Origin of the sequence: Ligilactobacillus murinus (assembly GCF_003288115.1) — a bacterium.
Lineage (GTDB): Bacteria > Bacillota > Bacilli > Lactobacillales > Lactobacillaceae > Ligilactobacillus > Ligilactobacillus murinus.
In genome coordinates, this window is the sequence record NZ_CP023565.1 from 394,013 (window position 1) to 420,907 (window position 26,895).

Annotated in this window: 24 protein-coding genes; 18 read left to right on the forward strand and 6 right to left on the reverse strand. The window is 40.2% G+C overall.

Annotated elements, in window-relative coordinates:
- Nucleotides 1-35 precede the first annotated feature (35 nt).
- A complete protein-coding gene (locus tag CPS94_RS01980; RefSeq protein WP_112195449.1) occupies nucleotides 36-665 on the reverse strand; it encodes a DsbA family protein in 630 nt (209 codons plus the stop codon).
- 204 nt (nucleotides 666-869) lie between these two features.
- Between CPS94_RS01980 and CPS94_RS01985 the strand changes: the two genes are divergently transcribed.
- From CPS94_RS01985 to CPS94_RS02005, 5 genes are all read left to right on the forward strand, one after another.
- On the forward strand, nucleotides 870-1,499 hold the full coding sequence (locus CPS94_RS01985; protein WP_112195447.1) for a GTP pyrophosphokinase: 630 nt from the start codon (nucleotides 870-872) through the stop codon (nucleotides 1,497-1,499).
- Nucleotides 1,500-1,535: 36 nt separating this feature from the next.
- Nucleotides 1,536-2,354 carry an NAD kinase gene (locus CPS94_RS01990; protein ID WP_004048223.1) on the forward strand — a complete coding sequence of 273 codons (819 nt, stop codon included), beginning with the start codon at nucleotides 1,536-1,538 and terminating at the stop codon, nucleotides 2,352-2,354.
- The gene (locus CPS94_RS01995; protein WP_112195445.1) at nucleotides 2,332-3,228 is read left to right on the forward strand and encodes an RluA family pseudouridine synthase; all 897 of its coding nucleotides are present in this window, start codon (nucleotides 2,332-2,334) and stop codon (nucleotides 3,226-3,228) included. The genes CPS94_RS01990 and CPS94_RS01995 overlap by 23 nt, the downstream gene beginning before the upstream one ends.
- Before the next feature lie 15 nt (nucleotides 3,229-3,243).
- On the forward strand, nucleotides 3,244-4,611 hold the full coding sequence (gene mgtE, locus CPS94_RS02000; protein WP_004048221.1) for a magnesium transporter: 1,368 nt from the start codon (nucleotides 3,244-3,246) through the stop codon (nucleotides 4,609-4,611).
- A gap of 65 nt (nucleotides 4,612-4,676) precedes the next feature.
- Entirely contained in the window at nucleotides 4,677-5,639 is a 963-nt protein-coding gene (locus tag CPS94_RS02005) for a YdcF family protein (protein ID WP_225357133.1), read from the forward strand.
- 78 nt (nucleotides 5,640-5,717) lie between these two features.
- Here CPS94_RS02005 and CPS94_RS02010 read toward each other — a convergent pair whose 3' ends face one another.
- Nucleotides 5,718-6,362 (reverse strand): copper homeostasis protein CutC, encoded by a 645-nt coding sequence (locus CPS94_RS02010; protein ID WP_191981792.1) that lies wholly within the window; start codon nucleotides 6,360-6,362, stop codon nucleotides 5,718-5,720.
- A 5-nt stretch (nucleotides 6,363-6,367) separates the two neighbouring features.
- Complete coding sequence (locus CPS94_RS02015) at nucleotides 6,368-7,390, reverse strand: lactonase family protein (protein WP_112195439.1); 1,023 nt, start codon at nucleotides 7,388-7,390, stop codon at nucleotides 6,368-6,370.
- A gap of 193 nt (nucleotides 7,391-7,583) precedes the next feature.
- On the opposite strand from CPS94_RS02015, the gene CPS94_RS02020 reads away from it, so the two are divergent.
- Nucleotides 7,584-7,946, forward strand: coding sequence for a PTS glucitol/sorbitol transporter subunit IIA (locus CPS94_RS02020; protein ID WP_076150053.1), 363 nt, complete (start codon nucleotides 7,584-7,586; stop codon nucleotides 7,944-7,946).
- A 54-nt stretch (nucleotides 7,947-8,000) separates the two neighbouring features.
- Here CPS94_RS02020 and CPS94_RS02025 read toward each other — a convergent pair whose 3' ends face one another.
- Entirely contained in the window at nucleotides 8,001-8,978 is a 978-nt protein-coding gene (locus CPS94_RS02025; protein WP_004048209.1) for a GMP reductase, read from the reverse strand.
- A gap of 221 nt (nucleotides 8,979-9,199) precedes the next feature.
- Here CPS94_RS02025 and CPS94_RS02030 point away from each other — a divergent pair, with 221 nt between their 5' ends.
- The 3 genes from CPS94_RS02030 to CPS94_RS02040 all read left to right on the forward strand — a co-directional run bounded on the left by CPS94_RS02030 (nucleotide 9,200) and on the right by CPS94_RS02040 (nucleotide 11,280).
- A complete protein-coding gene (locus CPS94_RS02030; RefSeq protein ID WP_004048208.1) occupies nucleotides 9,200-9,709 on the forward strand; it encodes an aminoacyl-tRNA deacylase in 510 nt (169 codons plus the stop codon).
- A gap of 8 nt (nucleotides 9,710-9,717) precedes the next feature.
- Nucleotides 9,718-10,575, forward strand: coding sequence for a methyltransferase domain-containing protein (locus tag CPS94_RS02035; protein ID WP_112195437.1), 858 nt, complete (start codon nucleotides 9,718-9,720; stop codon nucleotides 10,573-10,575).
- A gap of 192 nt (nucleotides 10,576-10,767) precedes the next feature.
- Nucleotides 10,768-11,280, forward strand: coding sequence for a tRNA (cytidine(34)-2'-O)-methyltransferase (locus CPS94_RS02040; RefSeq protein ID WP_112195435.1), 513 nt, complete (start codon nucleotides 10,768-10,770; stop codon nucleotides 11,278-11,280).
- Between the two features lie 42 nt (nucleotides 11,281-11,322).
- Here CPS94_RS02040 and CPS94_RS02045 read toward each other — a convergent pair whose 3' ends face one another.
- On the reverse strand, nucleotides 11,323-12,960 hold the full coding sequence (locus CPS94_RS02045) for a peptide ABC transporter substrate-binding protein (protein WP_112286351.1): 1,638 nt from the start codon (nucleotides 12,958-12,960) through the stop codon (nucleotides 11,323-11,325).
- 303 nt (nucleotides 12,961-13,263) lie between these two features.
- Here CPS94_RS02045 and CPS94_RS02050 point away from each other — a divergent pair, with 303 nt between their 5' ends.
- From CPS94_RS02050 to rny, 8 genes are all read left to right on the forward strand, one after another.
- A complete protein-coding gene (locus CPS94_RS02050; RefSeq protein WP_112195431.1) occupies nucleotides 13,264-15,507 on the forward strand; it encodes an FtsK/SpoIIIE family DNA translocase in 2,244 nt (747 codons plus the stop codon).
- Nucleotides 15,508-15,694: 187 nt separating this feature from the next.
- Entirely contained in the window at nucleotides 15,695-16,957 is a 1,263-nt protein-coding gene (gene yfmF, locus CPS94_RS02055) for an EF-P 5-aminopentanol modification-associated protein YfmF (protein WP_191981791.1), read from the forward strand.
- Nucleotides 16,957-18,264, forward strand: coding sequence for an EF-P 5-aminopentanol modification-associated protein YfmH (gene yfmH, locus CPS94_RS02060; RefSeq protein WP_112195429.1), 1,308 nt, complete (start codon nucleotides 16,957-16,959; stop codon nucleotides 18,262-18,264). The genes yfmF and yfmH overlap by 1 nt, the downstream gene beginning before the upstream one ends.
- A complete protein-coding gene (gene ymfI, locus CPS94_RS02065; RefSeq protein WP_004048191.1) occupies nucleotides 18,261-18,989 on the forward strand; it encodes an elongation factor P 5-aminopentanone reductase in 729 nt (242 codons plus the stop codon). The genes yfmH and ymfI overlap by 4 nt, the downstream gene beginning before the upstream one ends.
- A gap of 39 nt (nucleotides 18,990-19,028) precedes the next feature.
- The gene (locus tag CPS94_RS02070) at nucleotides 19,029-19,955 is read left to right on the forward strand and encodes a helix-turn-helix domain-containing protein (RefSeq protein ID WP_112195428.1); all 927 of its coding nucleotides are present in this window, start codon (nucleotides 19,029-19,031) and stop codon (nucleotides 19,953-19,955) included.
- A 107-nt stretch (nucleotides 19,956-20,062) separates the two neighbouring features.
- Nucleotides 20,063-20,650: a CDP-diacylglycerol--glycerol-3-phosphate 3-phosphatidyltransferase gene (gene pgsA / locus CPS94_RS02075; protein ID WP_004048187.1), complete on the forward strand. Its 588-nt coding sequence runs from the start codon at nucleotides 20,063-20,065 to the stop codon at nucleotides 20,648-20,650.
- 217 nt (nucleotides 20,651-20,867) lie between these two features.
- Nucleotides 20,868-21,974: a recombinase RecA gene (recA, locus tag CPS94_RS02080; RefSeq protein ID WP_112195425.1), complete on the forward strand. Its 1,107-nt coding sequence runs from the start codon at nucleotides 20,868-20,870 to the stop codon at nucleotides 21,972-21,974.
- Between the two features lie 178 nt (nucleotides 21,975-22,152).
- Entirely contained in the window at nucleotides 22,153-23,703 is a 1,551-nt protein-coding gene (rny, locus tag CPS94_RS02085) for a ribonuclease Y (RefSeq protein WP_004048183.1), read from the forward strand.
- Nucleotides 23,704-23,760: 57 nt separating this feature from the next.
- Here the strand turns inward: rny and CPS94_RS02090 are convergent, their stop codons facing one another.
- The gene (locus CPS94_RS02090; RefSeq protein ID WP_112195423.1) at nucleotides 23,761-24,489 is read right to left on the reverse strand and encodes a deoxynucleoside kinase; all 729 of its coding nucleotides are present in this window, start codon (nucleotides 24,487-24,489) and stop codon (nucleotides 23,761-23,763) included.
- A gap of 175 nt (nucleotides 24,490-24,664) precedes the next feature.
- Between CPS94_RS02090 and CPS94_RS02095 the strand changes: the two genes are divergently transcribed.
- Nucleotides 24,665-26,689 carry a KUP/HAK/KT family potassium transporter gene (locus CPS94_RS02095; RefSeq protein WP_112195421.1) on the forward strand — a complete coding sequence of 675 codons (2,025 nt, stop codon included), beginning with the start codon at nucleotides 24,665-24,667 and terminating at the stop codon, nucleotides 26,687-26,689.
- Nucleotides 26,690-26,895: the final 206 nt, after the last annotated feature.

The following is a 26,895-nucleotide window of genomic DNA, read 5'->3' on the forward strand; positions in this document are numbered from 1 at the left end:
AATAAACTTGTTCGACCACAAGGGGCCGAGCAAGTTTATTTTTTTAATGATAATTGGTGGTAAGTTGGATGAAGTTCATTTTTGGTACAAATAAACTCCTTTGCTGCATTACCAAAAATCAATTCTTCTAAACTTGATAACGAAGTACAGTTCTCAACTGAGACCGCACATTCAAGATAGTCTAAATTGTACACCACCATAGATGGCGGCGTATTAACGTTCATTTCAGCAGCTAATCTTTGATCTTCTCGAAAACTTTCAACTGCTAGTTTCGAGCGACGATCGTGTTCAAACATAGCAAGATCTAGTTTACTCTCTTTAGCTGCACGCATGACGACTTCTTCACTGTATTTTTTATGTTCGACATAGAGTTGGCGCTGAACATTGAGCAAGAAATTATGCCCGCGGTTACGCCCTTGAAAAAGGGCAGCTTTGTAATCCAAAACGGCATTATACAAAATCTGGGATACTTTATTGCGCAGTTGCAAAGTATCACCTGAAACATTCATCACAGACATGACCTTGGTCACTGATTGCAAGTTCAAAAGTGGGATAAAACGAATCTGAAACTTTTGTGACGATTCTTCCGCAAGTTTTAAAATGTTTTGTTCTGCTTCGTAGCATTTAGCGCCAAGAGGATTGATAAACAAATACATCTCTAACATGGTGTTTTCCTCCACTTGATCAAATATTCCTTTTTTCTATATTTATACTTTAAGCAAAAAAAATGATTTTTGCAATAAATCTGACTTATTTTGTGCACAAAACCGTTTTCATATGTTAAAATGTAGCTTTAATTTTTTTGAGAATGTAAAAGAACGTGGGTCTATGTTAAACTGATAAAGTATGGAAAGGTGGTGATCTATTTAATGGAAGACGATTGGAGCAATTTTTTAGAGCCTTACGATCAAGCGGTCAATGAGTTAAAACTCAAACTCAGAACTTTGCGGGGGCAATTTAAAAAAAGCGGCAACCGCAGTCCAATTGAATATGTCACCGGCAGAGTCAAACCAATACCAAGTATTTTAGAAAAGATGAAACGGCGCAAGATCCAGCCCAAGCGTTTATCACAGGATATGGAAGATATTGCTGGGATACGGATCATGTGTCAGTTTGTGGAAGATATCTATCGTGTAGTTGAACTTTTACGGAAAAGAAAAGATATGCAGGTGATCGAAGAACGTGATTACATCAAAACGCCTAAGGAAAGTGGCTACCGTTCCTATCATTTAGTGGTCATGTATCCAGTCCAATTGCTGGAGCGTGAGCAACAACTAAAAGTTGAGATCCAAATCAGGACGTTAGCGATGAATTTTTGGGCTACGATCGAACATTCGCTCAACTACAAGTACCAAGGATGTATTCCACCTGAAGTTGCGATGAGACTAGAAACAAGTGCTGAGATCGCTTTTGCACTTGATCAAGAAATGTCTAGTATTAGAGAAGAAGTCAATGAGGCACAAAGATTATTTGAAGATAAGCATACGGGATTAGAGTAACTAATCAAGACACATTCGACCATGGAAGTGAGAATAATGAAAATCGCAATTTTTGCTAATAAACGAGCTAAATCTCAAGCAGTTAAGAAAAAATTATACCAAAAATTTGTGGAACGCCATTTTGTGATCGATGATAAAGAGCCCGATGTTGTAGTGACGATCGGGGGCGATGGCACTTTGCTATCGGCTTTTCATCATTATGAAGATAAATTAGAACAAGTTCGTTTTGTGGGTGTTCATACGGGACACTTAGGTTTTTATACGGATTGGCGTGATGATGAGATCGACGACTTAGTGATCAGTCTGCAGTCGGATAATCGTCAATCTGTCAGTTACCCGTTATTGGAAGTTTCCGTTAAATACGCTGATAGCCCGCGGCGTGAGCGTTATTTAGCATTGAATGAATCGACCTTAAAGCGCAATAGTGCCACTATGGTAACGGATGTGTATATCGGGGGTGAACTTTTTGAGCGCTTTAGAGGTGATGGTTTATGTGTTTCGACTCCAACTGGTTCGACTGCGTATAATAAATCGCTTGGTGGGGCAGTAGTTCACCCTAATCTTGAGGTCTTGCAGATAGCCGAGATCGGTTCGATCAATAATCGAGTTTTTCGGACTTTGAGTTCACCAATGATCGTGGCACCTAATGATTGGATCACCTTTAGACCGGGAAAAGGGAGCGATTTTGTTTTGACCGTTGACTCAGAATCATATCATAATCGTCAGATCTGTGAGATCCAATATAAAGTCTCAAAAAGACGGATCTATTTTGCTAAATACCGCCACACACATTTTTGGCGCCGAGTTCAAGACGCCTTTATAGGAACTGAAGATGAAAATAGAATGGATTTATAACGAAGAAAATAACTGTCATTTAAAGACATTTTTAAAACAAAAGGGCGTGTCACGACGTTTATCAGCTAAGATCAGACATGAAGGTGGCCAATTATTGGTGAATAACACTTCAGGTCGGATCGTGGATCAAATAAAAAAAGGTGATAAAATAACGATCATTTTACCACCGGAACATCCGCGCAAAGAGGCAGTGATCCCATCATATGTCCCGTTAGATATCGTCTATGAAGATGATCATTATTTGATCGTCAATAAACCAGCACGTTTGACTACGATCCCATCACCACTGACCGAGCAGCGAACTGATTCATTGGTCAATCGGATCGTGGGTTATTACAAATTACGGGGTTACGCGCAGACCGTTGTTCATATTGCAACCAGACTAGACCGTGATACGACTGGATTAGTTTTAGTTGCTAAACATCGATATGCCCATGCTTTGATCGATCAGCAACAACATGCGCATACGATCAAAAAGGAATATCTGGCTTTACTTACGGGTAAACTGACGAACCCACATTTTATAGTAAACTTGCCGATCGGGCGCCAAGAGGGTAGTTTGATCAAGCGGCGAGTAGTAGCAAGCGGTCAGTTTGCTAAAACTCAATATTGGTATAAGAAAAGTGTAGGCCAAGCGACATTGTATCGAATCCAATTGCACACGGGACGGACACATCAGATCCGCGTTCACAGTGCTTATTTAAAGCATCCGTTATTAGGCGATCGCTTGTATGATGGTGCCAAAGTTTTGCCTTTACAACGGCAAGCATTGCACTGTGCCTATCTGCGCTTTTATCATCCTTTTTTAGAAAAAGACGTTGAGTTTACTTGTGAATTACCACGAGATATGCAACAGTATCTAGCAAATAATTAGAAAAGAGGGATGCATATGGCTGAAAATCTGGTAAAAATTCAAAGTGACGAGAAGATCATCCAGTTGCTAAACAGCCAAAAAGCACGGCAATTTAGAGAAAATTACTTGGATCTGCACGTTTATGAACAAGCACAGATCTTTACTGAATTAAATTCACAACAAAGAGCAAGGCTGTATCGCTATTTAACAGCCAAGGAAGTCGGAGACATGTTTGATGCGATCGAAGATGAACCCGAAGAAGTCGTAAAATACTTTGAAGAAATGACGCCACAATATGTGGCAAATGTCATTGATGAGATGTATACCGATAATGCAGTCGATATCTTGGCATATGTGCCCAAGAAAGATCTAGCGGGTTATCTGCGCCTTTTGCCGACCGAAAAAGCCGCTGAGATCCGTGAAATGTTGCACTATGAAGATAAAACTGCGGGTGCGATCATGTCGACGGAATATGTGGCGATCGCTGGCAATCAGACGGTCCGCTCGGCAATGCATGTTGTCAAACGTGAAGCAAGCGATGCCGAAACGATCTATTATGTTTATGTTGTTGGCGCTGATAATAAGTTGATCGGTGTTTTGACGTTGCGTGATCTTTTGATAAATGATGATGATCAAATGATCACGGATATCATGACAACACCTGTAATGTCAGTTAAAGTTTCTGATGATCAAGCTGAAGTTGCACAGACGATCAGGGACTATAACTTCTTAGCGATCCCAGTGACCGATTATGAGAATAAATTGATCGGGATCATCAACGTCGATGATATCATTGACGTTATCGATGAAGAATCTGCTGAGGACTACTCTGGTTTGGCTGCTGTTGATACAGAAGAAGTGGCAGATAATCCGATCAAGGCTGCGAGCAATCGTTTGCCTTGGCTGATCGTCTTGTTATTGCTGGGGATGTCGACGACGACATTGATCTCGCACTATGAAGGTATGATCAGCCAAGCTAGTATTTTAGCGATCTTTGTTTCTTCGATCACGGGTACTGCTGGGAATGCGGGGACACAGAGTTTGGCGGTCGCAGTTCGTCGCCTAGCTAGTCGTGATGAAGATCAACCGTCTGTTTATCGCCAATTTTTTATTGAACTTTTGACGGGTCTTGTTACGGGATTAGTTACAGGTTTGACGATCTTTTTGATCGTTGGTTTTTGGAAGCAAAACTTTATTTTAGGCTTTGTTATCGGGATGGCAATGATGTGTGCGATCACGGTGGCAAACTTAGCTGGAAGTTTTATTCCTAATTTGATGGATAAGATCGGCGTCGATCCCGCTGTGGCTTCAGGTCCATTTATTTCAACCTTAAGTGACTTGACTTCGGTGTTGATCTACTTTAATATTGCAAAATTATTTATGAAATTTTTTATGGGGACATAAGGGTAATTTAAATGTTAATATTTGTATTGATATTCTTAATTGGGATTGGTTGGTTTACTTATACCATGAAACACGAGCCCCGTTCTTTATGGGCTGGCGTTTCATTTGTGACCTTTTTACTGACAACGGCGGTCTTTATCGTTGCGATCTTAATGAGGTACAGTGAGTTTTTGTATGCTCATCAGTGGTTGGTTTACATTATTACCTTTTTAGCGATCATAGTGACGATATGTATGGTATTGTGGCCGTTTGTGTTAGTGTCAGCCTTTCTTTATAATGGGATCAAGGTGATCTTAAATGAAGGCTTTAAATTCCATAATCTATTATCACTAGGTTTTGGAATTTTTTGTGTTGCTTACTTAGTGATCTGGCCGATGTTTGGCCATTTTACTGATAAAAATATTTGGATGTACGCCTATGGTTATTTAGGTTCGGTGACGGTCTATTTCTTACTCGTTATGGTAATGTATACTGTAACGTTGACTTTGAATCTAGTCCATCTTAAGTTGCCAAAACTTGACTATATCGTAGTCTTAGGTGCAGGATTAAATGGAACTGAAGTAACCCCGTTATTGGCAGCGCGGATCGATCGGGCGCTTGAGATCTACCGTAAGACACCAGGTTTAAAATTGATCATGTCGGGAGGAAAAGGACCAGATGAGGTGATCGCAGAAGGTGAAGCAATGCAGAACTATGCTGTAAAGCAAGGGATACCTGCAGACGATATCATCGTTGAAAATAAGTCCACGACTACGTATGAAAATATCTTATTTTCACATCGTTTGATGACACCAGAGGCTAAGTTTGGGATCGCTACTAATTCATATCACGTTTATCGTGCCTTAGTGATCGCTAAACGCCAAGGGCTTAAATGTGTTGGCTTTGGTGCCAAAACGCGCTGGTATTTTACACTCAATGCGTTTATGCGTGAATATATCGCTTATCTAAGGATCACCTACAAGTTACAACTGAGCGTCATTTTGGCTTTAGGTGTTGTATATATGGCATTTGCGTATTTAAAGATATAATTATTTCGAGTCAGTCAGAGGGCTGGCTTTTTTGGTATAAAAAAACAAGCCCAACGAATGTCAGACTTGTTATCTAGCTCAAGCTAATAATTTAGTTCCGTGGACGGCAGTGACTTGTAAGGCGTCAGCTACAGCTTGGGCATTTTTAGCGGTGATCTTGCCACCAGGTAGGATCGTGATCCGCTTGTCAGCATAAGCGATGAGTTCTTTTAAATGCCCTAAATTAGCTTCGATCGGAGTATCTTTAGGACCGCCATGGGTCAAGATCCGACTAAAGCCTTGTTCGCAGGCCCAATCGATCGTTTGTTTTTGTTCGTCAAAGTTCAATTCATCAAAGGCCATATTAAAGACGAGTTCCATTCCACCAGCTGCGGCAATGAGTATTTCCATTGCTTCGTAGTCGACTTGGCCATCAGCTGTTAAAGCCCCGATACAAACAGCATCAGCACCTAAAGCTTGGGCTTCTAAGATGTCAGCTTCCATGATCTTTAATTCGATATCATTGTAAACAAAATTTCCACCACGAGCACGGACTAAGATCACTAAGGGAATATTTTTTTCATGGGTATATTTGATGGCTTCACCCATAACACCTTTACTGATCGTAGTTCCACCGACAGCGAGATTGTCACAGATCTCGATCCGGTCAGCACCATCTAAAACAGCTTGAGGCAGATCAGTATAATTTTCTAAGCAAACTTCGCGATAAAGCAAATTCTTCATTCCTTTTAGTTAAAATAAACGCAGACGCCCTCGGGAAGAGGAATATCTTTTTGGCAACAAGCAAGTAATCCGGTTTCTTGGTCACGGGTATACAAAGTTGCATTATCAGTATTTTGGTTAGCGACCAAAATAAATCTTTCAGTTGGATCTAGCGCAAAATCACGGGGGAAATCACCGTGAGTCGTAAGGTGTTGGATCAATTTCAATTCTCCATCCAAAACTTCAAAGACAGCAAGTGAGTTGTGCCCGCGATTAGAAACGTAGACAAAGCGACCATCATTAGAAATTCTGATCGCAGCTGCCCCGTTATGTTCAGTCCAATCATCTGGGATCGTATTTACAGTTTGGCGTAAGTAAAAAGCACCAGTCGTAAGATCATAATCAAGCACAGAAACCGTACTTGAAAGTTCTCCGACCAAATAAGCTGTCTTTTTATCAGGAGCAAACACTAAATGACGTGGTCCGAGCCCAGCCTTGGTTTTTAAGATCGAAACCGGTGCTAACTTACCTTCAGCTGAAATATCGTAAGTTGAGACCGTATCATTACCTAGATCAACGACCGCCAAACGCCCGTCAGGAGTTAGATCGGTATAGTGAACGTGTGAGCCATCCTGCTCTTTACGCGGGCCATGGCCATAGCCAGTCTGGACGACAGAATCACAAAGAGTCAATGTTTTATCATTATTTAAACGATAAACATCGATCTGTCCCTTGTGATAATTAGCAGTGTAGACTAAAGACCGCTTTTTATCGAAAGCTACATAACATGGATTGGGGCCAGCTACAAGGGCGTCATCTGTAAGGACATAGCTGTCATCTGCTAGTTCATAAGCAGCTATTCCGCCTAACGGACCTTCTTTTGCTACGGTCAGCAAAGTTTGATCAGTTATAGTTAAGTAAGTAGGATTTTCCACGGTGATCGCTACTTGGGGCGTGGAAACTTGAGCGGTGTCAGTGTCTAAAAAAGCGTGATAGATACCTTGGCTAGTTTTTTTGGTATAAGTTCCAAAGTAGATCTGTTCTTTCAAAAAAATCCCTCCATTCATCTTGCTCAACTACTATTTTAACATTTTTAGCAGAAAAATTGTGTAACCTGGGTTGGAAAGTCCGCAAATGGTAGAAAAACTACTTTTCTACATAAAAGTGCGGTATAATGTAGCTGTGTTGTGTAGATAAAGCGACGCAAAATTAGGTGATGTGCTAGAGAGGGTTTGTAAAGTTATGATCAAAAGTGAAGTTATTGAAATCGGAGCTAAGGCAGTCTCTAAAGATGAGCCAATGGTGATCTTATTTGATGAAACAGCTTCTCCTCGCTTACGAGAAGTTTCTGTGATCCAACGCTTTGAAAATGATGCGGCCAAGAACTATGATCTAAAGATCGGTTCTAAGATCCAGATCGATGATCAAGTTTATCATGTAAAATATTTAGGTGAATTAGTTGAAAGTAACCTAACAACGATCGGGCATACCGTACTCAACTTTAAACCGGTACCAGAAAAAGAGCATCTCCAAGAAAATGTACTCTATTTAGAGCCACATACTATGCCAGTGATCAAACAAGGAACGCAGATCATTTACGGATAGATAAAATATCCCCTCTAAGACTGTTTAAGTCCTAGAGGGGATCTGTTTCATTCTTTAGTATTGGTCACCATTGAAGATCGAGTTTTTAACGATCACATAATCGACTTTACGAAGTGCAGCTAAGTCACGCCCCCCAGCATAAGAGATGGAGGATTGTAAGTCTTCTTGCATTTCGCGAAGGGTATCGGAAATGTGCCCACGATAAGGAACTAAGAGCTTCTTACCTTCAACATTTTTGTATTCGCCTTTTTGGTATTGAGAAGCTGAACCAAAATAAGTCTTATATTTTTTACCGTCTTGTTCAATGATCTCGCCTGGTGTTTCGGCATGTCCAGCAAACATTGAGCCGATCATACACATTGAAGCCCCAAAACGAACAGATTTAGCGATATCGCCGTTAGTTCTGATCCCACCATCAGCTACGATCGGTTTGCGAGCAGCTTTAGCGCAGAGGCGAAGAGCCGCTAATTGCCAACCGCCAGTCCCAAAGCCAGTCTTGACTTTAGTGATGCAGGCTTTACCCGGTCCGATCCCGACTTTAGTAGCGTCAGCCCCGGCGTTTTCTAACTCACGTACGCCTTCAGGAGTTCCAACGTTACCGGCGATCACAAAGGTCCCAGGGAGTTTTGCCTTGATGTATTTGATCATATCGATCACGGTATCTGAATGACCGTGGGCGATATCGATCGTGATGTACTCAGGGATCAAGTTTTCCTGTGCAAGTTGATCGATCAATTGATATTCTTGTGGTTTGACCCCGACTGAGATCGAGGCAAAGAGTCCAAGTTGGTGCATCTTTTTAACAAATGGGACACGTTCGTTTTCTTCAAACCGGTGCATGATATAGAAATAACCGTTTTGCGCTAACCAAATAGCTAGGTCTTCATCGATCACGGTTTGCATATTGGCCGGAACGACAGGAATGTTGAAGGTCATTGGACCAAATTTAACGCGGGTATCGATCTCAGACCGACTTTTAACGATACATTTATTAGGAACAAGTTGAATATCTTCATAATCAAATACTGGCATGATTATAAACCCCTTTATCTATTATTCGTAAAAAAAATCATTAACTCCAAAGAGCAAAATTAAATATAACGTATTAGTCAGAGTAAGTCAAATAAAAAAATATTCGTATTAAAAAAGGTTCGGTTTTTACATTGATTAAATTTGACTTAATAAATTAAGCAATTCGACAAGTACATGGATCCACGTTAAAATAAAGCAGCAGTGAAAGTGAGGGAGAATTTATGGCAAAAAAAGCTAAAAAAAATAAAGAAAAAAAGACAAATGACGAGCGGATCCTAGATCAACATCATATTGAATATGAAGAAGCTTCATTTGAATGGTTGACTAGGGGGCGATCTGCACTAGATGAAGCTAATGCTCAAGGTGTCGATCCCAAATCTATTTTAAAAACGATCGTCTTACAAGCAAATAAAGATCCTAAAGATTATGTGGTCGTATGTTTACCACTTGAATATGAGATCGACCTTAAGTTGGTAGCCCAAGAGCTAGGCAAAAAGCAAGTTCATTTAGCCGATAACAAAAATTTGATCAACATCACGGGCTATATCCATGGTGCTAATACGCCGATCGGGATCAATGTACGTAAGGGATTTCCGATCTATTTTGATGAACGGATCAAAGATCAACCATTGATCTCAGTTTCAGCTGGTAAAGTAGGGCGTTCGGTCCGCTTAAAACAAACTGATCTAATAGATCTAGTCAAGGGTAAATATATCAAGGTCGAAAAGTAGGGATGAGTATGAAAAAAATCGAACGGGGAGCACGATTTGTTGCGCAAAACAAAGAGTTATTTCGGTGTCCGACCTGTAAAGCGCCCTTTAGTAAAGTAGAAAAGACGACAGTTTACTGTATCAAAGAGCATCAATTTGACCTTTCTAAAAAAGGGACCTTGTATTTGATCAAGCATGGCGTCAAGAGTGACTATGATGACGATGCAATGTGGCAAGCGCGCCGTACTCTATTACAAGCTGGCTTTTTTGATCCGATCATTGAAGAAATAACAAACCAGATCGGTAAACGAGCAGGTATCAAAGTACTTGATATTGGCTGTGGAGAAGGTAGTGTTTTACAACGCTTAGAACATAAGCAAGCTGATAGCTCTGACCGATATGTAGGCTTTGATATTTCGAAACGTGCGATCAATCTGGCAACACAACAAGAAACGGCTGGCTTTTTTTGCATTGCCGATCTAGCTGATCTTCCATTTAGTGAACAAAGTTTTGATTACTTGATCGATATTTTTTCACCATCTGCCTATAGTGAATTTGCACGGGTCCAGAAAAAATCGGGCAAACTTTTGAAAGTCATTCCAAATGCTAACTATCTAGGTGAATTACGGCGGTTATTGTATGCTGAAAATGATGAAAAACACGAATATAGTAATCAAAAAGTGTTGGATCTTTTCTATAAGCACTATCCTAAAGCGACTAGTACGCGGATAAAGTATGGTTTTTCGTTAGATGATGCTTTGTTTACTGCACTTATGAAAATGACGCCTTTACAGTGGGGAGCTTCGGCTGAAAGCTTGCAAAAAGCTGCGAGTCAGCCATTAAAGCAGATCACAGTGGATGTGACCTTACTCAGTGGTGAAAAATAATTTTGAAAAAAGATTGAAAACTACCTAAATAAGTGCTATGATAGTCGATAAGAAATCGGTTATGAGTAATTAATGCACTGTCGTTAGTTGCTATGTGATTGTACTTCATTAACGTAATTGTTCGCCGTGCCCACACCGAACAGTTACGCTTTTTTTATGTAAATAAGATCTTAAAATGAAAGAAGAAAAAAGATGGCTAACCATATTGTTTTATTTGAACCTTTGATGCCAGCAAATACTGGCAATATCGCTCGAACTTGTGCAGGAACGAATACTGAATTACATTTGATCGAACCTTTGGGATTTTCAACTGATGATAAATATTTAAAACGAGCTGGCTTAGATTATTGGGATAAAGTAAAGATCACTTATCATGCTAATTTACCAGCATTTTTAGAAATTTTAGGTGCTGATGCTAAATTACATGTCGTTTCAAAATTTGCTAATTTAGCATATACTGAAGTCGACTATACCGATCCTAAGACTGATCATTATTTTCTTTTTGGAAAGGAAACGACTGGCTTGCCAGAAAATTTTATGCGCCAAAATGAAGAAAAGTGTATTCGGATCCCACAAAACGATGAACACATTCGGGCGTTGAACTTATCGAATACAGCAGCGATCGTAGTTTATGAAGCTCTAAGACAACAAGGTTTTCCAAAGCTTGATAAGACACATACGTATGAAAACGATAAATTAAAATAGTTAAAAAAGAGGCTTGTCATAAAAGGCAAGTCTCTTTTTTAACTATTCAGTCACATAAACTTCTTTAAAATCATCTGTGATCCCAGCTGAATTTTGAACCATATCGTGTACTGTTGGACGAAGCATTTCAGGAACATTATCTTGAAGTAATGGAACAACTGGCTGATCTTCGTTGAGTAACTTAGCAGCTTTGATCATGTCTTCGAAGCGTTTATTTTCATTTAAAGCATCAGTTGTTTTAGCTGCAGTAACAAGCTTATTGTATTCAGGACTATCATAATTACCCATGTTAGTGAAGTTTGCTTTTGTTTCAACATCTAAGAAATTGATCGGATCAGCAAAATCAGCTAGCCAACCGGTAAGTTGAACATCGAAATCACCTTTTGAAGCTTGAGCGATGATAACTTTTCCTGGGATATTACGTGTTACGACCTTAACTTGAGGTAAAGTCTGCTCGATCTGACTTTGGATGAACTCAGTCTCTTTTTTAGACGTTTCATCATCGCGTCCTAGTAAGGTAAATTCAAAATGATCTTCACCTAATTCTTTGAGACCTTCTTTGAGCAACTTTTGGGCTAATTTTTTATTATATGTCACGCCAACCTTAGTAGCAGCTAGCTCAGAAAAATCTTTACCTTTAAACTTGGCTAGGTCTTTGGGAACGAAATTGGTCAATGGAACAGCGCCGCCTCCAGCAACATTTTTAGCTAAGTACTTACGGTCGATCGCATAAGATAATGCTTGACGGATCTTTTTGTTTTTGAATTCTTTCTTCTCTAAGTTATATTCCATATATGTTGTGCGAGCTTCTTGTAAAACTTTATAACCTGGTGTTTTGGCTAATTCCTTTGCTTGTTCAGCAGAAAGCGTTGTGAAGTCAACTTTATTTGCTTGATAAAGGTTATAAGCTGTTGTGGTGCTCTTATTGACTTTAAAGTTGACGGTCTCCATCTTGACGTGTTTTTTGTCCCAGTAATCTTTATTTTTAACGAATTTCCAGTTTAGGTTAGACCCCGTCCAACCTTCTAATAAGAAAGGACCGTTAAAAACGGTGGTTTTAGCTGAAGCTCCATACTTAGCTCCATATTTTTCAACGGCTTTTTGATCTTGCGGGAAGAAACGAATATCGCCCATCAAAAGTTTAAAGTAAGGTGTCTGTTGTTCAAGTTGAACAACAAGTTCATAGTCACCGTTTGCTTTGACGCCTAAGGTATCTGGTGCCATCTTACCTGCGATGATCGCATCAGCATTTTTGATCCCACTGTAAAGATATGATCCTGGAGCTGCATTTTTAGGATCAACAGCTCGATGCCAAGCATAGACAAAGTCATGAGCGGTGACGGGATCACCATTTGACCATTTAGCATTTTTGCGTAAGGTCATCGTATAGGTCAGCCCATCTTTTGAAACTTTAGTCTTTGTAGCTAACCCTGGTTCAGCATGATTATTTTTGATTCGGAAAAGCCCCTCCATAGCGTTGTTGATCATATTAGCGCTCCCGTTTTCTGGAACAAGGGCTGAATCAAGTGTGGCGATCTCACTTTTTAATGACCAATTTAAAACTTGCTTAGCTGCAGGTTTGTTGGTCGTTTGTTTAGAGTTGGAGTTGCCACAAGCACTTAGTGTCAGTGTGGCAACAAGTAAAGTACTACTGGTCATGAGTAGTTTTTTTAATGACATAGATTATTCCCCCTTAAAATAATTGTTCTGTAAGCTACCCCTAAATTAAAAAAGTAATTTTTTAATTTCTATTATTATATTTTATAAAAATTATAATTTCAAGATAATTATTTAGTTTTTTTAAAAAATAAAAATATCTATTAAATATTAATATAAAAGGATTTAATCTTTTTCGTTGATGATCGATATCAAAAGTTTTTGCTTATTATATTTTAAAGAATAGCAACTTGAGGTAAATGTGTTATAATTTAGTGAGCATTGAGTGGAATTTAGGGTGATTCCAAAAGAAATCGAGGGGTAAATTTGGCGCACAGAAGAAATACTAGAAGTAAACCAAAAAACAATAAGAAAAAGCAAACAAAAAATAGTAAAGATCTCAAGTTGACTTGGAGAGCATACGGGGCTTTGGCATTGATCTTTGCAGTAGCGATCATACTAGATCTAGGCTTTTTAGGGACATTATTTGCTAACATGTTACGCTTAGTAGTCGGAAATACTTATCAATTAGGAGCAGTACTTTTGGGGATCTTAGGAAGTTACTGGTTATTGTTTGACCGTGTTTTCAAATTAAGAACCAACTATCTTGTAGGGGCGATCTTGTTATATTTAGGGGTCGTTTTGTGGATCAGCGCTTCTACTTTTCAAAATTTGGCGATCCACACTGATTTTATTGAAGCCTTTTTTGAACGAGCGGGGCATGATCTTGTTTCAGGGACTTTGAACGAGGATCTAGCAGGAGGGATCATAGGGGTCATTTTGTATAGCTTGACGTATTTTTTGTTAGGTCAGATCGGCTCTTATCTGTTAGCTTGCTTACTAGTAGGGGCTGGGGTCTTGTTTATCTGTCAGATCTCCTTTAGTGCAGTATTAGAAAATATCGGACGGATATTTAAAACTTTAGTCTTTGGGACATTAAATTTACTAAAAAAGGCTAGAACTGAACTAAAAAGTTTCAAACAGACGACTTCTAAGGAATTGTTTACCGAAGTTGAACCTAGTTCTGATAGAAAAGCCCCTGCATCACAAGAGCCGATCCCAGAACCAACACCAGTAGTAGCTGAGCCTACAGTGAGCATACCACCCGAGAAAAAAACAATTCCTAAACCCAAAAAAGTACTATCAGTTAAAGGTGATGGTACGTATGAATTACCGAGTCTAGATCTATTGAGCGAAGTTTTGGTTCCCGATCGCACGGGTGAAAAAAAGAAGATCAAACAAAATCAAGTAGTCTTGACAGAAACGCTCAAAAGTTTTGGGGTTCAGGCTGAACTAAAAAATATTATCTTAGGTCCAGCGGTAACTAAATATGAATTACATCCCGCCATCGGAGTCAAAGTATCTAAGTTTGTCAGTTTAGCAGATGATCTTGCTTTAGCCTTGGCTGCTAAAGATATTCGGATCGAAGCGCCGATCCCGGGGAAAGCTTTAGTTGGGATCGAAGTGCCTAATCAAAAAGTAGCGACTGTTTCGTTTAAAGAATTGATGGCTGAATTTCGTGAGACTGATTTTTCACCACTTGAAGTGCCTTTGGGACGTGATATCTCAAATGGGTTGGTCACGGCTGATCTAGCTAAGATGCCACACTTGTTGATCGCAGGATCGACTGGGAGTGGAAAGTCGGTCGCGATCAATGTTATTTTGACGAGTTTATTGATGAATTGTTTGCCTGAGCAAGTCAAGCTGGTCTTGATCGATCCAAAGAAAGTAGAGCTTGGAATGTATCATGATCTGCCACATTTATTGACACCAGTTGTAACAGAACCGCGTAAAGCAGCGGTGACTTTGGAAAAAGTCGTTGCAAAAATGCAACAGCGTTATGAGATCTTTGCTCAAACGGGGCAAAGAAATTTAACGGGCTATAATAAAATGGCGGCTAAAGATCCTGCTAATTATGAACAGATGCCATATATCGTTGTTGTAGTCGATGAATTAGCCGATCTGATGATGACGACTGGTAACGAGGTCGAAGCTGCGATCACACGGATCGCGCAAATGGGACGGGCTGCTGGGATCCATTTGATCTTAGCTACCCAACGGCCTTCTGTGGATGTCATCACGGGGATCATCAAGGCTAATGTGCCTTCGCGGATGGCGTTTGCGGTCTCAAGCGGGACTGATTCACGGACGATCATCGATCAAGTTGGTGCTGAAAAATTATTAGGTCGTGGTGATATGCTCTATTTACCAATGGGCCAAAATAAACCATCGCGAGTCCAAGGGGCATATATCTATGATGAAGACGTTCAAAATGTTGTTGATTTCATCAAATCTCAAGCCGAAGTGACGTATGATCAAGCGTTAGAAGTTTCTGAAAGTGAGCTTAAAACTCCAGATGATAATGGGACTGATGAGCTTTTTGATGAAGTCGTAGCTTTTATCACGCAGGAACAAAAATGTAGTACCTCATTGATCCAGCGCCATTTTAGGATCGGTTATAATCGAGCTGCCAATCTGGTAGAAGAGCTTGAAAATCGAGGCATGATCGGCCCACAAGCTGGTTCTAAACCACGCCAAGTTTATTTAAAATCAAAAAAAGTCGATGATTGATCGCATTTTTGCTCGTCTGATCTAGACGAGCTTTTTTGGTAGAAATAAAATTTATTTTTTAAACGAAAACCTTGTGATTGAAACTTGTCAATGCAGGTCTTTTACCTTATCATAGTTAGAGAGTATATAAACTATTTGACTAAACAACTAGAAATATATCAGTAACATATCGAAGGGGGAACTGTTAGTGCAAAAAGAAATCAATACGGGGGTCATGTTGAATGTGATCCCTACACAACAGTTCAAGACAACACGAGTCGTGATCTCATTTTTAAAAGAGTTGACAGATCGCAAAGAACTCGTTATGCGAACGCTATTAGCTAATATTTTAGAAACGAGTAGTCAAGCTTATCCGACACAAAAAGCAGTTGCCTTAGAGCTTTCCAAGATGTATGGAGCAAGTTTTGGTACAACAGTCAGCCGGCGCGGGCAAGTACATATTCTAAATTTTGTTTTGAATTGTGTAAATGATAACTATCTTTTGCATCCCGAAGATTTGTTAGGTCAAGTTTTCTCATTTTTAAAAGAATTGATCTTTGCCCCATTAGCCAATGATGGAGCCTTTGATGAAGCAACTTTTGAGCGTCAAAAGCTTAATTTGACCGCTTATATCGAAGCAGTCAAAGATAATAAACAGTCCTATGCGGCGTTAGAATTGCAAAAGGTTTATTTTGAGGATGCGATCCAACAAGCTGCTAACTATGGGACAGTGGAGGATCTAGCTTCAGTTACGGCAGCTGAACTTTACGCTTATTATTTGGAAATGCTTCAAAATGATCAGATCCAGATCTTCGTGTCAGGTGATGTCTTAGAAGCTGAAGTTGAGGAAAATGTGCTTGCATTACCTTTTGGCAAAAGAACGACTGCGATCACCAAGCTTTGTTATGAGCAACCAACACGGACCCAAGTGGTCGAAGTCGTCGAAAAACAGACTTTAAATCAAAGCAAGTTAGACTTAGCTTATCGATTGCCGACCACTTATCGCGATGCTAACCACTATGCTGCTGTAGTCTTTAATGCCTTATTGGGGGGCTCGCCACAGTCCAAATTATTTGCTAATGTACGCGAAAAAGAAAGTCTTGCTTATTATGCAAGTAGTAATTTTGATCCCTTCCGGCAGGTGCTCTTGATCCAGACGGGTATCAAGACAAGGGACAAAGAAAAAGCCTACAGCTTGATCAGACAACAAGTTACTGATCTAGCTGCAGGAAAATTCAGTGAAACTGAATTAGAAAATATCAAACTAAATTTGATCAACGGTTATGAAAGCCGTTTAGATAATCAAATGACGGCGATCACACGTAGTCAGCTAGATATATTGAGTCAAGTGTCGGAAACACCAGCGATCTGGATCGAAAAGATCAACCAAGTTTCACATCAAGACGTGGTAGAGGTGGCAAATTTAGCTGAGCTTCAAGCCGTATTTTTCTTAGATGGGGGGCATATTTAGTGGAGATCAATAGTTATCCGCAATTTGACGAGACGCTTTATACGGCTACTTTGGATAATGGGCTAAAAGTCAATTTTTTGCCGCGAACAGATTTTCATAAGACCTATGGGATCTTGACGACTGATTATGGCTCAGTTGATAACGAATTTGTTCCTCTAGGTGAGACTGAAATTCGTCGTTTTCCTGATGGGATCGCCCACTTTTTGGAACATAAATTATTCGAAAAAGAAGATCACGATGCCTTTGAACTATTTGGTAAATATGGGGCTGATGCGAATGCCTTTACCAGTTTTACGCGTACGAGTTATCTATTTCAAACGACACAAAATGTTGCTAAGTGTGTGACGACGTTATTGGATTTTGTGCAAACGCCGTATTTTTCGGAAAAGACAGTTGAAAAAGAAAAAGGTATCATTGGTCAAGAGATCAAAATGTATGATGATGACTCCAATTGGCGCTTATATTTTGGGATCATTGAGAACATGTATCCTAAAAATTCATTAAGTATAGATATCGCTGGGACAGTTGATTCGATCAATAAGATCACTGCCAAAGATCTTTATGACTGTTACAAGACTTTTTATCAGCCAAGTAACATGGATCTCTTCTTAGTCGGGAATTTTGAAGTTGAAGCTATGCTCGAGTTGATCAAAGAAAATCAAGCAGTTAAGGAATTCCCAAGTCCTGAGCCGATCAAGCGAGCTGAAGAATTTTTTGATCTAGAAGGTAGAGATATTATTCCTTATCGGATGACGGAATTGGAGGTCCAGCGTCCTAAAACGATCATAGGGATCAAGGGACTGGATAAAGTACCGGCAGGTCGAGCAGGTCTGCGATATAAGCTAGCAGTCGAATTATTATTGTACTTACTTTACAGCGAAACTTCAGATAAATACCTAGAACTTTATGATGAAGGTATCTTAGACGACAGTTTTGGTTATGATTTTTCTTTAGAACGAGGTTTTCATTTTGCTACGATCTCGGGTGATACCAATAAACCACAAGAACTATCCAATGCCGTGATCGAGATCGCTGAGCACGCGTTAGAGTTTTTAGACGATAAAGAAGCTGCTTTTGAATTAGCTAAACGTGAGCTGATCGGACGTAATATCCAAGCGATGAATTCATTAGAGAGTATCGCCAATCGTTATGAAGCTGAGCTGTTTGAAAATGCGACCTTGTTTGATGTTGGAGCGCTTTTAGAACAATTGACTTTAGCTGATATCAAAGCTGTGGCCAAGCAGTTCTTACGGTCAGAAGCGATCAGTGTTTACCAAATTCTCCCGAAAGAAGATGAAGATAAATGAAATGGGCTTTGCTCTGTGGAGCTTCAGGTGATCTAGGTCACCAAATAGCTAAAGACTTAGCTGCTGATGGCTGGTCGTTATATTTACATTACTATCGCAACAAAACGCGTGTAGATGATCTAGTAGTAGAACTAGCAAAGAATTATCCCAAGCAGGATTTTTTAACGATCCAAGCTGACCTTACAGCACCAGACACGATGTTGCAAGTAGCTTCCCAGATCTTTGGCAGTCTAGATGCATTGATCTTTGCGCAAGGAACGACAGAGTATGGTCTATTTAGCCAACAAGAACCACAAGCTTTTGATCAGTTGTTGGCGATGCAACTACAAAGTCCGTTGCGTTTGATCGCATTGCTCGAAGCTAAATTAGCCCGCAGTCAAGCAGCGCGGATCGTGTTTATCGGCTCGGTCTATGGTGGGGCTGGTAGTGCTTTAGAAGTCGGTTATAGTACGGTAAAAGGAGCGCAAAGTGCTTTTTGCAAAGCTTATAGTAAAGAAGTAGCTTCTTTGGGGATCACGGTCAATACGCTCGCACCTGGAGCAATAGATACGCAGATGAATCAGATGTTTTCTGGTAGTGAACGGCAAGCAGTAAAAGAAGAGATCCCCAGTGGTCGCTTTGCTCAGCCAAGTGAGATAAGTTATTTCGTAAAAATGTTGTTAGCCCCTAAAGCTAGTTATTTAACGGGTCAGACACTTTATGTGACCGGTGGTTGGCTCGTGTAGACGATAGAATCTAAAAAAGAGACGGAGAAATTAGATAAAATGACAGATATTGGAACAATTTTAAAAGAAGCGCGTAAAGAAAAAGGTTTGACACTAGACGACTTGCAACAAACGACCAAGATTCAAAAACGTTATTTGATCGCGATCGAAGACGGTGATTTTGCAGCGCTACCAGGTAAATTCTATGTGCGAGCTTTTATCAAGCAATATGCAGAAACTGTTGGGATCGATCCAGAAGAGTTGCTAGCTAAGCTAGATGAAGATAAGGCTCCCAAACTAGAAGAAACAGAAGCAACGACGCGTACTGAAGCGGTCAAGCGCGAAGAAGAAAAAACTATGTCACCGATTCTTGCAGGGTTGATCCGTTATTTACCTACGATCATTATCGTATCTATCGTAGTTGCGATCTTAGGAACGATCTATATCTTTGCTTGGGGAGATCGTGAACGTAATAGCAGTACACAGATCGCCGATAACAGCCAAAAAGTCTCAGTTTCTTCTGAAAGTTCTGCTAAGAGTAGTAGTTCTAAGGAAAAAGCTTCAAGTAGTGAAAGTAGTAGCAGCACATCTAAAAAAGAAAGCTCAAGTACAAAAGCTAAGAAGGAATCTAAAAAGACAACTAAACAAAAGATCACTAATACTTCAGCTACGGGTTCAGCTTTCGTATATGATCTAGAAAATGCTCCGGCTACAAACAAGATCGAAATGACAGTTTCTGATGGCGCAACAGCTTGGAATGCTGTTTCAGCTAATGGAGTTCAAGTCTGGCAAGGGACGCTCAATGCTGCTAATACGTCACAAACAGTTGAGATCCCTGAAAATACAACAACGATCACTTTGAATTTAGGAAACTCAAAGGCTACCTCGATCAAGATCAACGGTAAGAAATTTGATTTCTTAAAAGAAAACGAGACTTTGACCGTACGTACGATCACCCTAAATGTTGCCCAAACAACAGCACAATAAAAGTAGTATGGCAGAAAACGGTGGATGCCAAAGTATAAGTAAATCTAAGAAAGGAAACTGTGCGCTTTTCAAAGTGTGAAACTTTTCCGCCAACACAGTAGAAAATTATGAATTTACCGAATAAATTGACAGTTTTACGGATCATTTTGATCCCGATCTTCATGTTGGTCTTACTATTACCGCTTGATTGGGGCGAGGTAGTTTTAGCTGGTACTGTTATTCCGACCACACAATTGCTCGGAGCGTTGATCTTTGCGGTTGCTTCGATCACGGACTTTGCGGATGGTCAGATCGCGCGTAAACAAAAATTAGTTACCAATTTTGGCAAATTTGCTGATCCTTTAGCTGATAAGATGTTAGTAATGACTGCATTTATCATCTTAGTACAAATGGGCAAGGTACCTGCGTGGGTCGCAGCGATCATTGTTTGCCGCGAATTGGCTGTAACAGGTTTGCGTTTGATCATCGTTGAAAATGATGGTAAAGTCATGGCGGCTGAACTCCCAGGTAAGATCAAAACAATGACCCAAATGTTTGCGATCTTGTTCTTGTATTTGAATAATGTTTTCTTTATCAATGCAAATATCATGATCGGTGAGATCTTATTGTACATCTGCTTATTCTTTACAGTATATTCAGGTTTGGATTATTTTTGGAAGAGTAGAAGTATTTTTGCCGATTCTTTTAACGATTAAAAACGATAGACTACTTCAACTGGTGAAGTGGTCTATTTATTTGCATAGAGATCCAAAGATTTTGCGTATCTTTAAAGTGAGGCTAAAACATGTCAAACATTAGTTCGCAAAACGCTTGCTTTTTTTGAAAAAAATAAGTATGATATATGGTACAGAGTAATTGAACGTAGATTAGGAAACGTTCTTTGTGAGTAGATGACAAAGAGGAGGAGTAAATTTGGCTGACGAAAGACAAGTTGCTTTAGACAAAGCGCTCAAGAAGATCGAAAAAGATTTCGGTAAAGGTGCCATCATGAAGATGGGTGAAAAGGCTGATACCCAGATCTCAACTGTTCCAAGTGGTTCATTGGCCCTTGATGAAGCTTTGGGAGTAGGTGGTTTCCCAAGGGGACGTATCGTGGAGATCTATGGGCCTGAAAGTTCTGGTAAGACCACCGTTGCCTTGCAAGCGGTAGCTGAAGTTCAAAAACAAGGCGGTCTAGCAGCCTATATCGATGCGGAAAATGCGCTTGATCCTGCATATGCGACAGCTTTGGGCGTAAATATCGACGACTTATTGCTCTCTCAACCCGGTACTGGTGAAGAAGGTCTACAGATCGCAGATGCCTTGGTCTCTTCTGGTGCGGTAGATATCGTGGTCATTGACTCCGTAGCGGCTTTAGTTCCTAAAGCTGAGATCGAAGGTGAGATGGGCGACTCACATGTTGGTTTACAAGCGCGTTTGATGTCTCAAGCTTTGCGTAAACTTTCAGGTACGATCAACAAGACTAAGACGATCGCTTTGTTTATCAATCAGATCCGTGAAAAAGTTGGGGTGATGTTTGGTAATCCGGAAACGACCCCTGGTGGACGGGCCCTTAAGTTTTACTCAACGATCCGCTTGGAAGTTCGGCGTGCTGAACAGATCAAGGATGGTTCCGATGTCTTAGGTAACCGGACTCGGATCAAGGTTGTGAAAAACAAGGTCGCACCACCATTTAGAACGGCAGAAGTTGATATCATGTATGGCGAAGGGATCTCGAAGATGGGTGAATTGATCGACTTAGCAGTTGAAAAAGATATCATCGAAAAGAGTGGTTCATGGTTTTCATATGGTGGTAGTCATATTGGTCAAGGTCGTGAAAAGACAAAGGCTTACTTGAGTGAACATCCTGAAGTGGCCGACGAGATTACCCAAAAAGTTCGTGATACACCAACGCTCACACAAAAAGAGAAAAAAGCACTTGAAAAAGAAAAAAAAGCTAAGGAAAAAGAAGCGGCTAAAGCTGATAAAAAGGCAGCTAATAAGCCGGTCAGTTTAGACTTAGGCAATGATGAAAAATAAACTTTAAAGAGTAGCCGGTTGCTAGGACTACTCTTTTTTTCGACATTATTTAGATAAAAGGTCAAACAGACTGATAATGATTGACATTTACCAACATTAAACATTAAAATATTATTGTGTGTAAATTAGACCTAAGCCGTCGATTTACCACGATAAAATAGATCGCGGAGGTGCAAACTTGAACTATATTGTTATTAGTGCCATCCTCGCAATCGCTGTTTTGACTTTAGTGCTAGGTTTTGCTTTAGGAATCTTTTATCGAAAGCGTAGTTATGAACAATCGCTAGATGCCGCAACTCAAACGGCCAAAGGTATTATTGCTAGTGCCAAAAAAGAGGCTTTACTGGAAGCAAAAGATGAAAGTCATCGCTACCGTAAAGAAGTCGAAGGCGAATTGAAAGAGAGACGCTTTGAAGTTCAGAAACAAGAAAATCGTTTGTTGAAAAGAGAAGAGAACCTTGATCGCAAGGATTCAGTCTTAGACAAACGCGAACAAGTGCTTACACAAAAAGAAGATCAATTGAGTGCTGAGCAACAAAGATTAGATGCAAAGAGCAAAGAAGTCGCTTCACTTGAACAAAAACAAAAAGATAAGCTGGAAGAAATCGCCGCTTTGACAAAAGACCAAGCTAAGGAGCTTATTCTTAAAGAGACACGTAACAGTTTGAGTTATGAGTTAGCTGTGATGATCAAGGAAAGTGAAGCACAAGCTCAAGCCACAGCTGACAAAAAAGCCAAGAGTTTGATCGCGCAGGCTATCCAACGTAGTGCAGCTGATATGGTCTCTGAAACCACCGTCTCAGTCGTTAACTTACCAAATGATGAGATGAAGGGCCGCATTATCGGGCGTGAAGGGCGTAATATTCGCACACTTGAAACTTTGACAGGGATCGATCTGATCATTGATGATACTCCTGAAGCTGTCGTTTTGAGTGGTTTTGATCCTGTAAGACGTGAGATTGCCAAAATGGCCTTAGAAAAATTGATCCAAGATGGTCGGATCCATCCGGCACGCATTGAGGAAATGGTCGAAAAGGCTACTAAGGAAATGGATAGCCGGATCCGCCAGACTGGTGAAGAAGCTATCTTTGATCTTGGGATCCATTCAATGCACCCAGATTTGATCAAGACGGTCGGTCGTTTGAATTATCGGACAAGTTACGGTCAAAATGTGTTGGATCATTCGATCGAAGTTGCGAAGATCACAGGGGTCCTTGCAGCTGAGTTAGGTGAAGATGTTACAATAGCGAAACGCGCAGGTTTACTACACGATATCGGAAAAGCGGTCGATCATGAAGTTGATGGCTCTCACGTTGAGATCGGGGTAGAATTGGCGAAGAAATATAAAGAAAACGATGTCGTTGTCAATACGATCGAATCTCATCACGGGGATGTAGCACCAAAATCAACGATCGCAGTTTTAGTTGCAGCGGCTGATGCAGTTTCAGCTGCACGTCCAGGGGCTCGGAGCGAGTCGCTAGAAAACTACATTCACCGCCTTGAAAAATTGGAGAATATCTCTAATGAATTTGAAGGTGTGAAGAAGAGTTATGCGATCCAAGCTGGGCGTGAAGTTCGGATCATCGTTAAACCAAATGAGGTCAACGACTTAGAGGCAACTGTTTTAGCACGTGATATTCGAAATAAGATCGAAGAAGAACTTGAATATCCAGGGCATATCAAAGTTACCGTTATTCGTGAAACACGAGCGGTCGAATATGCTAAGTAATAGTTTTAGCAATTGTATCAAAAAAACTGTAGTCCGATCAGGGCTACAGTTTTTTTATTAGGCACGGCGTTCTTTTTTTAATTTCTCAGCCTGTTTAGCACTCAAGTTGCCGAGGGTAACTAAACGGTCTTCGATCAGGTCTAAAACGTAATTACGATCTGCTTGATTTTCAACAAAATCGTATTTATCGCCATCAATGATCAATAGTTGAGAGAGTTCATAATTTTTTTCAAAGTCAGCATAATACCGTAAGAGACGTTGGTAATACTCGATCAATGAAGGATCAGTTGAGATCTGTTCATATTTACGTCCACGTTTTTGGATGCGCTTGATCATCGTATCATAGGAAACTTTGATCAAGACCATCAGATCAGTATCGTTAGTCGGAGTAGCTGCCTTAAGTTCAGTCAGCATATGGCCTAAAAGTTCTTGATAGGTCGCATATTCGATCTGAGTTGCATTTCCCATATCGGTATTCATCTTCATGAACATCGCATCTTCATAGATCGAGCGATCCAAAATGTTGTTTGGGTGTCGCATAGCTTGCTTCATCATCATAAAACGTCGATTTAAAAAGAAAGTTTGTAACAGATAGGCATAGGGATTAGTAGCATCCTTATCGCCAGCTTGACGTTTTTTGGCTGCGATTTCGTTACCTTTATAAAATAAGGGTAAGACAGGGTTGTCTTCAACGGGTTCAAAGAACGGCTCTGAACCTAATTCTTGGGCCAAGATCTGTGTTAGGCTTGATTTACCTGATCCAATTATCCCAGCTAGTGTGATCATAGAAAGTTCATCCTCTCGGTTAATGTACTTAACTATCTTACATTTTTAGCGCTTGTTTTTCAAATGGTGAATTACTTGACTAATTGTTATGAGAGGCATATATTTCTCTATATAAAATTTTTTATGTGGCAGACTGTAGGCAAGATGATAGCCTGCCAGAAAGGCTCGTGAGATAATGGAAAAACAAAAAAGACAGCTATTTTTAGGGTCTTTGATCACCCTAGGAATCGTTTACGGGGATATAGGAACTTCGCCTTTGTATGTGATGAAGGCTTTATTAGCGGATCTAGGAAGTCCGCAAAACTTGACCCGTGGATATCTTATTGGCTGTCTCTCGTTAGTTTTTTGGACTCTGATGCTGATGACAACGATCAAATATGTTTTGATCGCGTTGAAAGCAGATAATCACGGTGAAGGGGGGATCTTTGCCCTGTATGCTTTAGTGCGCCATCAAAAAAAGTGGCTGATCATTCCGGCTTTGATCGGTGGGGCTGCTTTATTAGCTGATGGGACTTTGACCCCAGCGGTGACCGTTACCAGTGCGATCGAAGGCTTAAAGGGGGTTGCATTTGGTCAAAATGTTCCGATCGCATCTCAAAATAGTGTGATCATTGTAACATTTGTGATCTTATTAGTTTTATTTTTGATCCAGCGATTTGGGACAAGTTTGATCGGTAAAGGCTTTGGACCGGTGATGTTTATCTGGTTTAGCTTTTTAGCGATCGTTGGTCTGATCAATTTAGCTAGTGACCCTGGGATGTTAGTCGCTTTGTCACCACATTATGGTTTAAAATTGCTGTTTTCACCAGAAAATAAAGTTGGGATCTTTATTTTAGGGAGCGTCTTTTTGGCAACGACAGGGGCTGAGGCGCTGTATTCAGATATGGGGCATGTTGGAAAGCGCAACATCTATCTGACCTGGCCCTTCGTCTGCACGGCGCTTATATTGAATTATTTTGGCCAAGGAGCATATTTGAGTACACACTTAGCTCAGATAAAAGCCCAAACTAACTTTGAAAATCCATTCTATGCTGTTTTAAGTTCAGATTGGTATTTGTTTGGTGTAGTTTTGGCAACGTTGGCGGCCATTATTGCGTCACAAGCCTTGATCACAGGCTCATTTACCTTAGTTCAAGAAGCAGTTGGTTTAAAACTTTTCCCCCGCATGAAAGTTGAGCATCCTAGTCTTTCGCGCGGGCAGATCTATATTTCTGCAGTCAACTGGTTATTGTGCTTGACTACGACGATCGTTTTATTTTACTTTAAGACTTCTGAACATATGGAAGCAGCTTACGGTCTAGCGATCACCTTGACGATGTTGATGACGACGCTTTTATTATTTGAGTATCTGCGGTCTAAAGAAAAACGGATCAGTGCAGTTTTAGTCTTAAGTTGTTTTAGTGTGATCGAACTGATATTTTTAGCTGCTAGCTTAAGTAAATTCATGCATGGCGGTTATGTGACGGTCTTTATCACCTTGTTGATCTTAAGCTTGATGTTTGTTTGGTTCTTTGGAAATCGTTTACGTGAGCGTTATGCAGATCGATCTGAGATGGTCAATTTAAAGGATTATAAGTCGATGTTACAAGCGCTAGCCAAAGATGAAAGTGAACCACTTTTTACAGATAACTTGATCGTTTTAGCTAAGGTAAAGCGCGATCTTAGTGTCAAACGTGAATTGTTGTATTCGATCTTAGATAAAAAGCCTAAGCGCGCTAAAGTTTACTGGTTCGTTACTGTCAATACGACCGATGAACCTTACACTAACTATTATACGGTCGATATGCTCGGCACACGTAATATCGTTAATTTACAGTTATATTTAGGCTATAAGATGAATCCAAGCGTCAACTTATATCTTTATCAGATAGTTTCTGATCTGATGCAAAAAGATGTTATCGATGAACAGCCACAAAAATATACGACAGTTCCTGGACGGATCGTGGGTAACTTTTCTGTTTTAGCGATCCAAGAAGTTTTATCGCCAGATACGCGTATCTCAGCCTGGATGCGCTTGTTGATCTCGGCACGGATCTTTATTCAAAATCACAGTACGACACCAGTTCAGTGGTTCGGACTTGAAACTAGTGAGGTCCACCTTGAAAAGGTCCCACTTTTCTTGAAGAAGCGTTCGGTACCTGTGATCGAGCAACGGGTGATCTTAAATCCTAAAGACATCAAACGCAGTACTTGCGAATAATTGATCGCACCCAGTTATTGGGTGCTTTTTCGTGTTTTCCTTAAAATAAAATGTGTTTGTGTGTTTTTTTATATATTATACGGATAAAATTATTATATTTTAAAAAATAGTTCGATTTTTTATTTTGACAATTATAAGCCACTTTGTTATGCTTAAAGCAACTTGAGGGCTGATCAAGATCTTGATAGCCGCTGGAAAATAGTGTG

Bases quoted from the DNA above. Each gene is read 5' to 3' on its own strand.
- CPS94_RS01980 (WP_112195449.1), bottom strand. From the start codon at position 665: ATGTTAGAGATGTATTTGTTTATCAATCCTCTTGGCGCTAAATGCTAC.
- CPS94_RS01985 (WP_112195447.1), top strand. From the start codon at position 870: ATGGAAGACGATTGGAGCAATTTTTTAGAGCCTTACGATCAAGCGGTC.
- CPS94_RS01990 (WP_004048223.1), top strand. From the start codon at position 1,536: ATGAAAATCGCAATTTTTGCTAATAAACGAGCTAAATCTCAAGCAGTT.
- CPS94_RS01995 (WP_112195445.1), top strand. From the start codon at position 2,332: ATGAAAATAGAATGGATTTATAACGAAGAAAATAACTGTCATTTAAAG.
- mgtE (WP_004048221.1), top strand. From the start codon at position 3,244: ATGGCTGAAAATCTGGTAAAAATTCAAAGTGACGAGAAGATCATCCAG.
- CPS94_RS02005 (WP_225357133.1), top strand. From the start codon at position 4,677: ATGAAACACGAGCCCCGTTCTTTATGGGCTGGCGTTTCATTTGTGACC.
- CPS94_RS02010 (WP_191981792.1), bottom strand. From the start codon at position 6,362: ATGAAGAATTTGCTTTATCGCGAAGTTTGCTTAGAAAATTATACTGAT.
- CPS94_RS02020 (WP_076150053.1), top strand. From the start codon at position 7,584: ATGATCAAAAGTGAAGTTATTGAAATCGGAGCTAAGGCAGTCTCTAAA.
- CPS94_RS02025 (WP_004048209.1), bottom strand. From the start codon at position 8,978: ATGCCAGTATTTGATTATGAAGATATTCAACTTGTTCCTAATAAATGT.
- CPS94_RS02030 (WP_004048208.1), top strand. From the start codon at position 9,200: ATGGCAAAAAAAGCTAAAAAAAATAAAGAAAAAAAGACAAATGACGAG.
- CPS94_RS02035 (WP_112195437.1), top strand. From the start codon at position 9,718: ATGAAAAAAATCGAACGGGGAGCACGATTTGTTGCGCAAAACAAAGAG.
- CPS94_RS02040 (WP_112195435.1), top strand. From the start codon at position 10,768: ATGGCTAACCATATTGTTTTATTTGAACCTTTGATGCCAGCAAATACT.
- CPS94_RS02045 (WP_112286351.1), bottom strand. From the start codon at position 12,960: ATGTCATTAAAAAAACTACTCATGACCAGTAGTACTTTACTTGTTGCC.
- ymfI (WP_004048191.1), top strand. From the start codon at position 18,261: ATGAAATGGGCTTTGCTCTGTGGAGCTTCAGGTGATCTAGGTCACCAA.
- CPS94_RS02070 (WP_112195428.1), top strand. From the start codon at position 19,029: ATGACAGATATTGGAACAATTTTAAAAGAAGCGCGTAAAGAAAAAGGT.
- pgsA (WP_004048187.1), top strand. From the start codon at position 20,063: ATGAATTTACCGAATAAATTGACAGTTTTACGGATCATTTTGATCCCG.
- CPS94_RS02090 (WP_112195423.1), bottom strand. From the start codon at position 24,489: ATGATCACACTAGCTGGGATAATTGGATCAGGTAAATCAAGCCTAACA.
- CPS94_RS02095 (WP_112195421.1), top strand. From the start codon at position 24,665: ATGGAAAAACAAAAAAGACAGCTATTTTTAGGGTCTTTGATCACCCTA.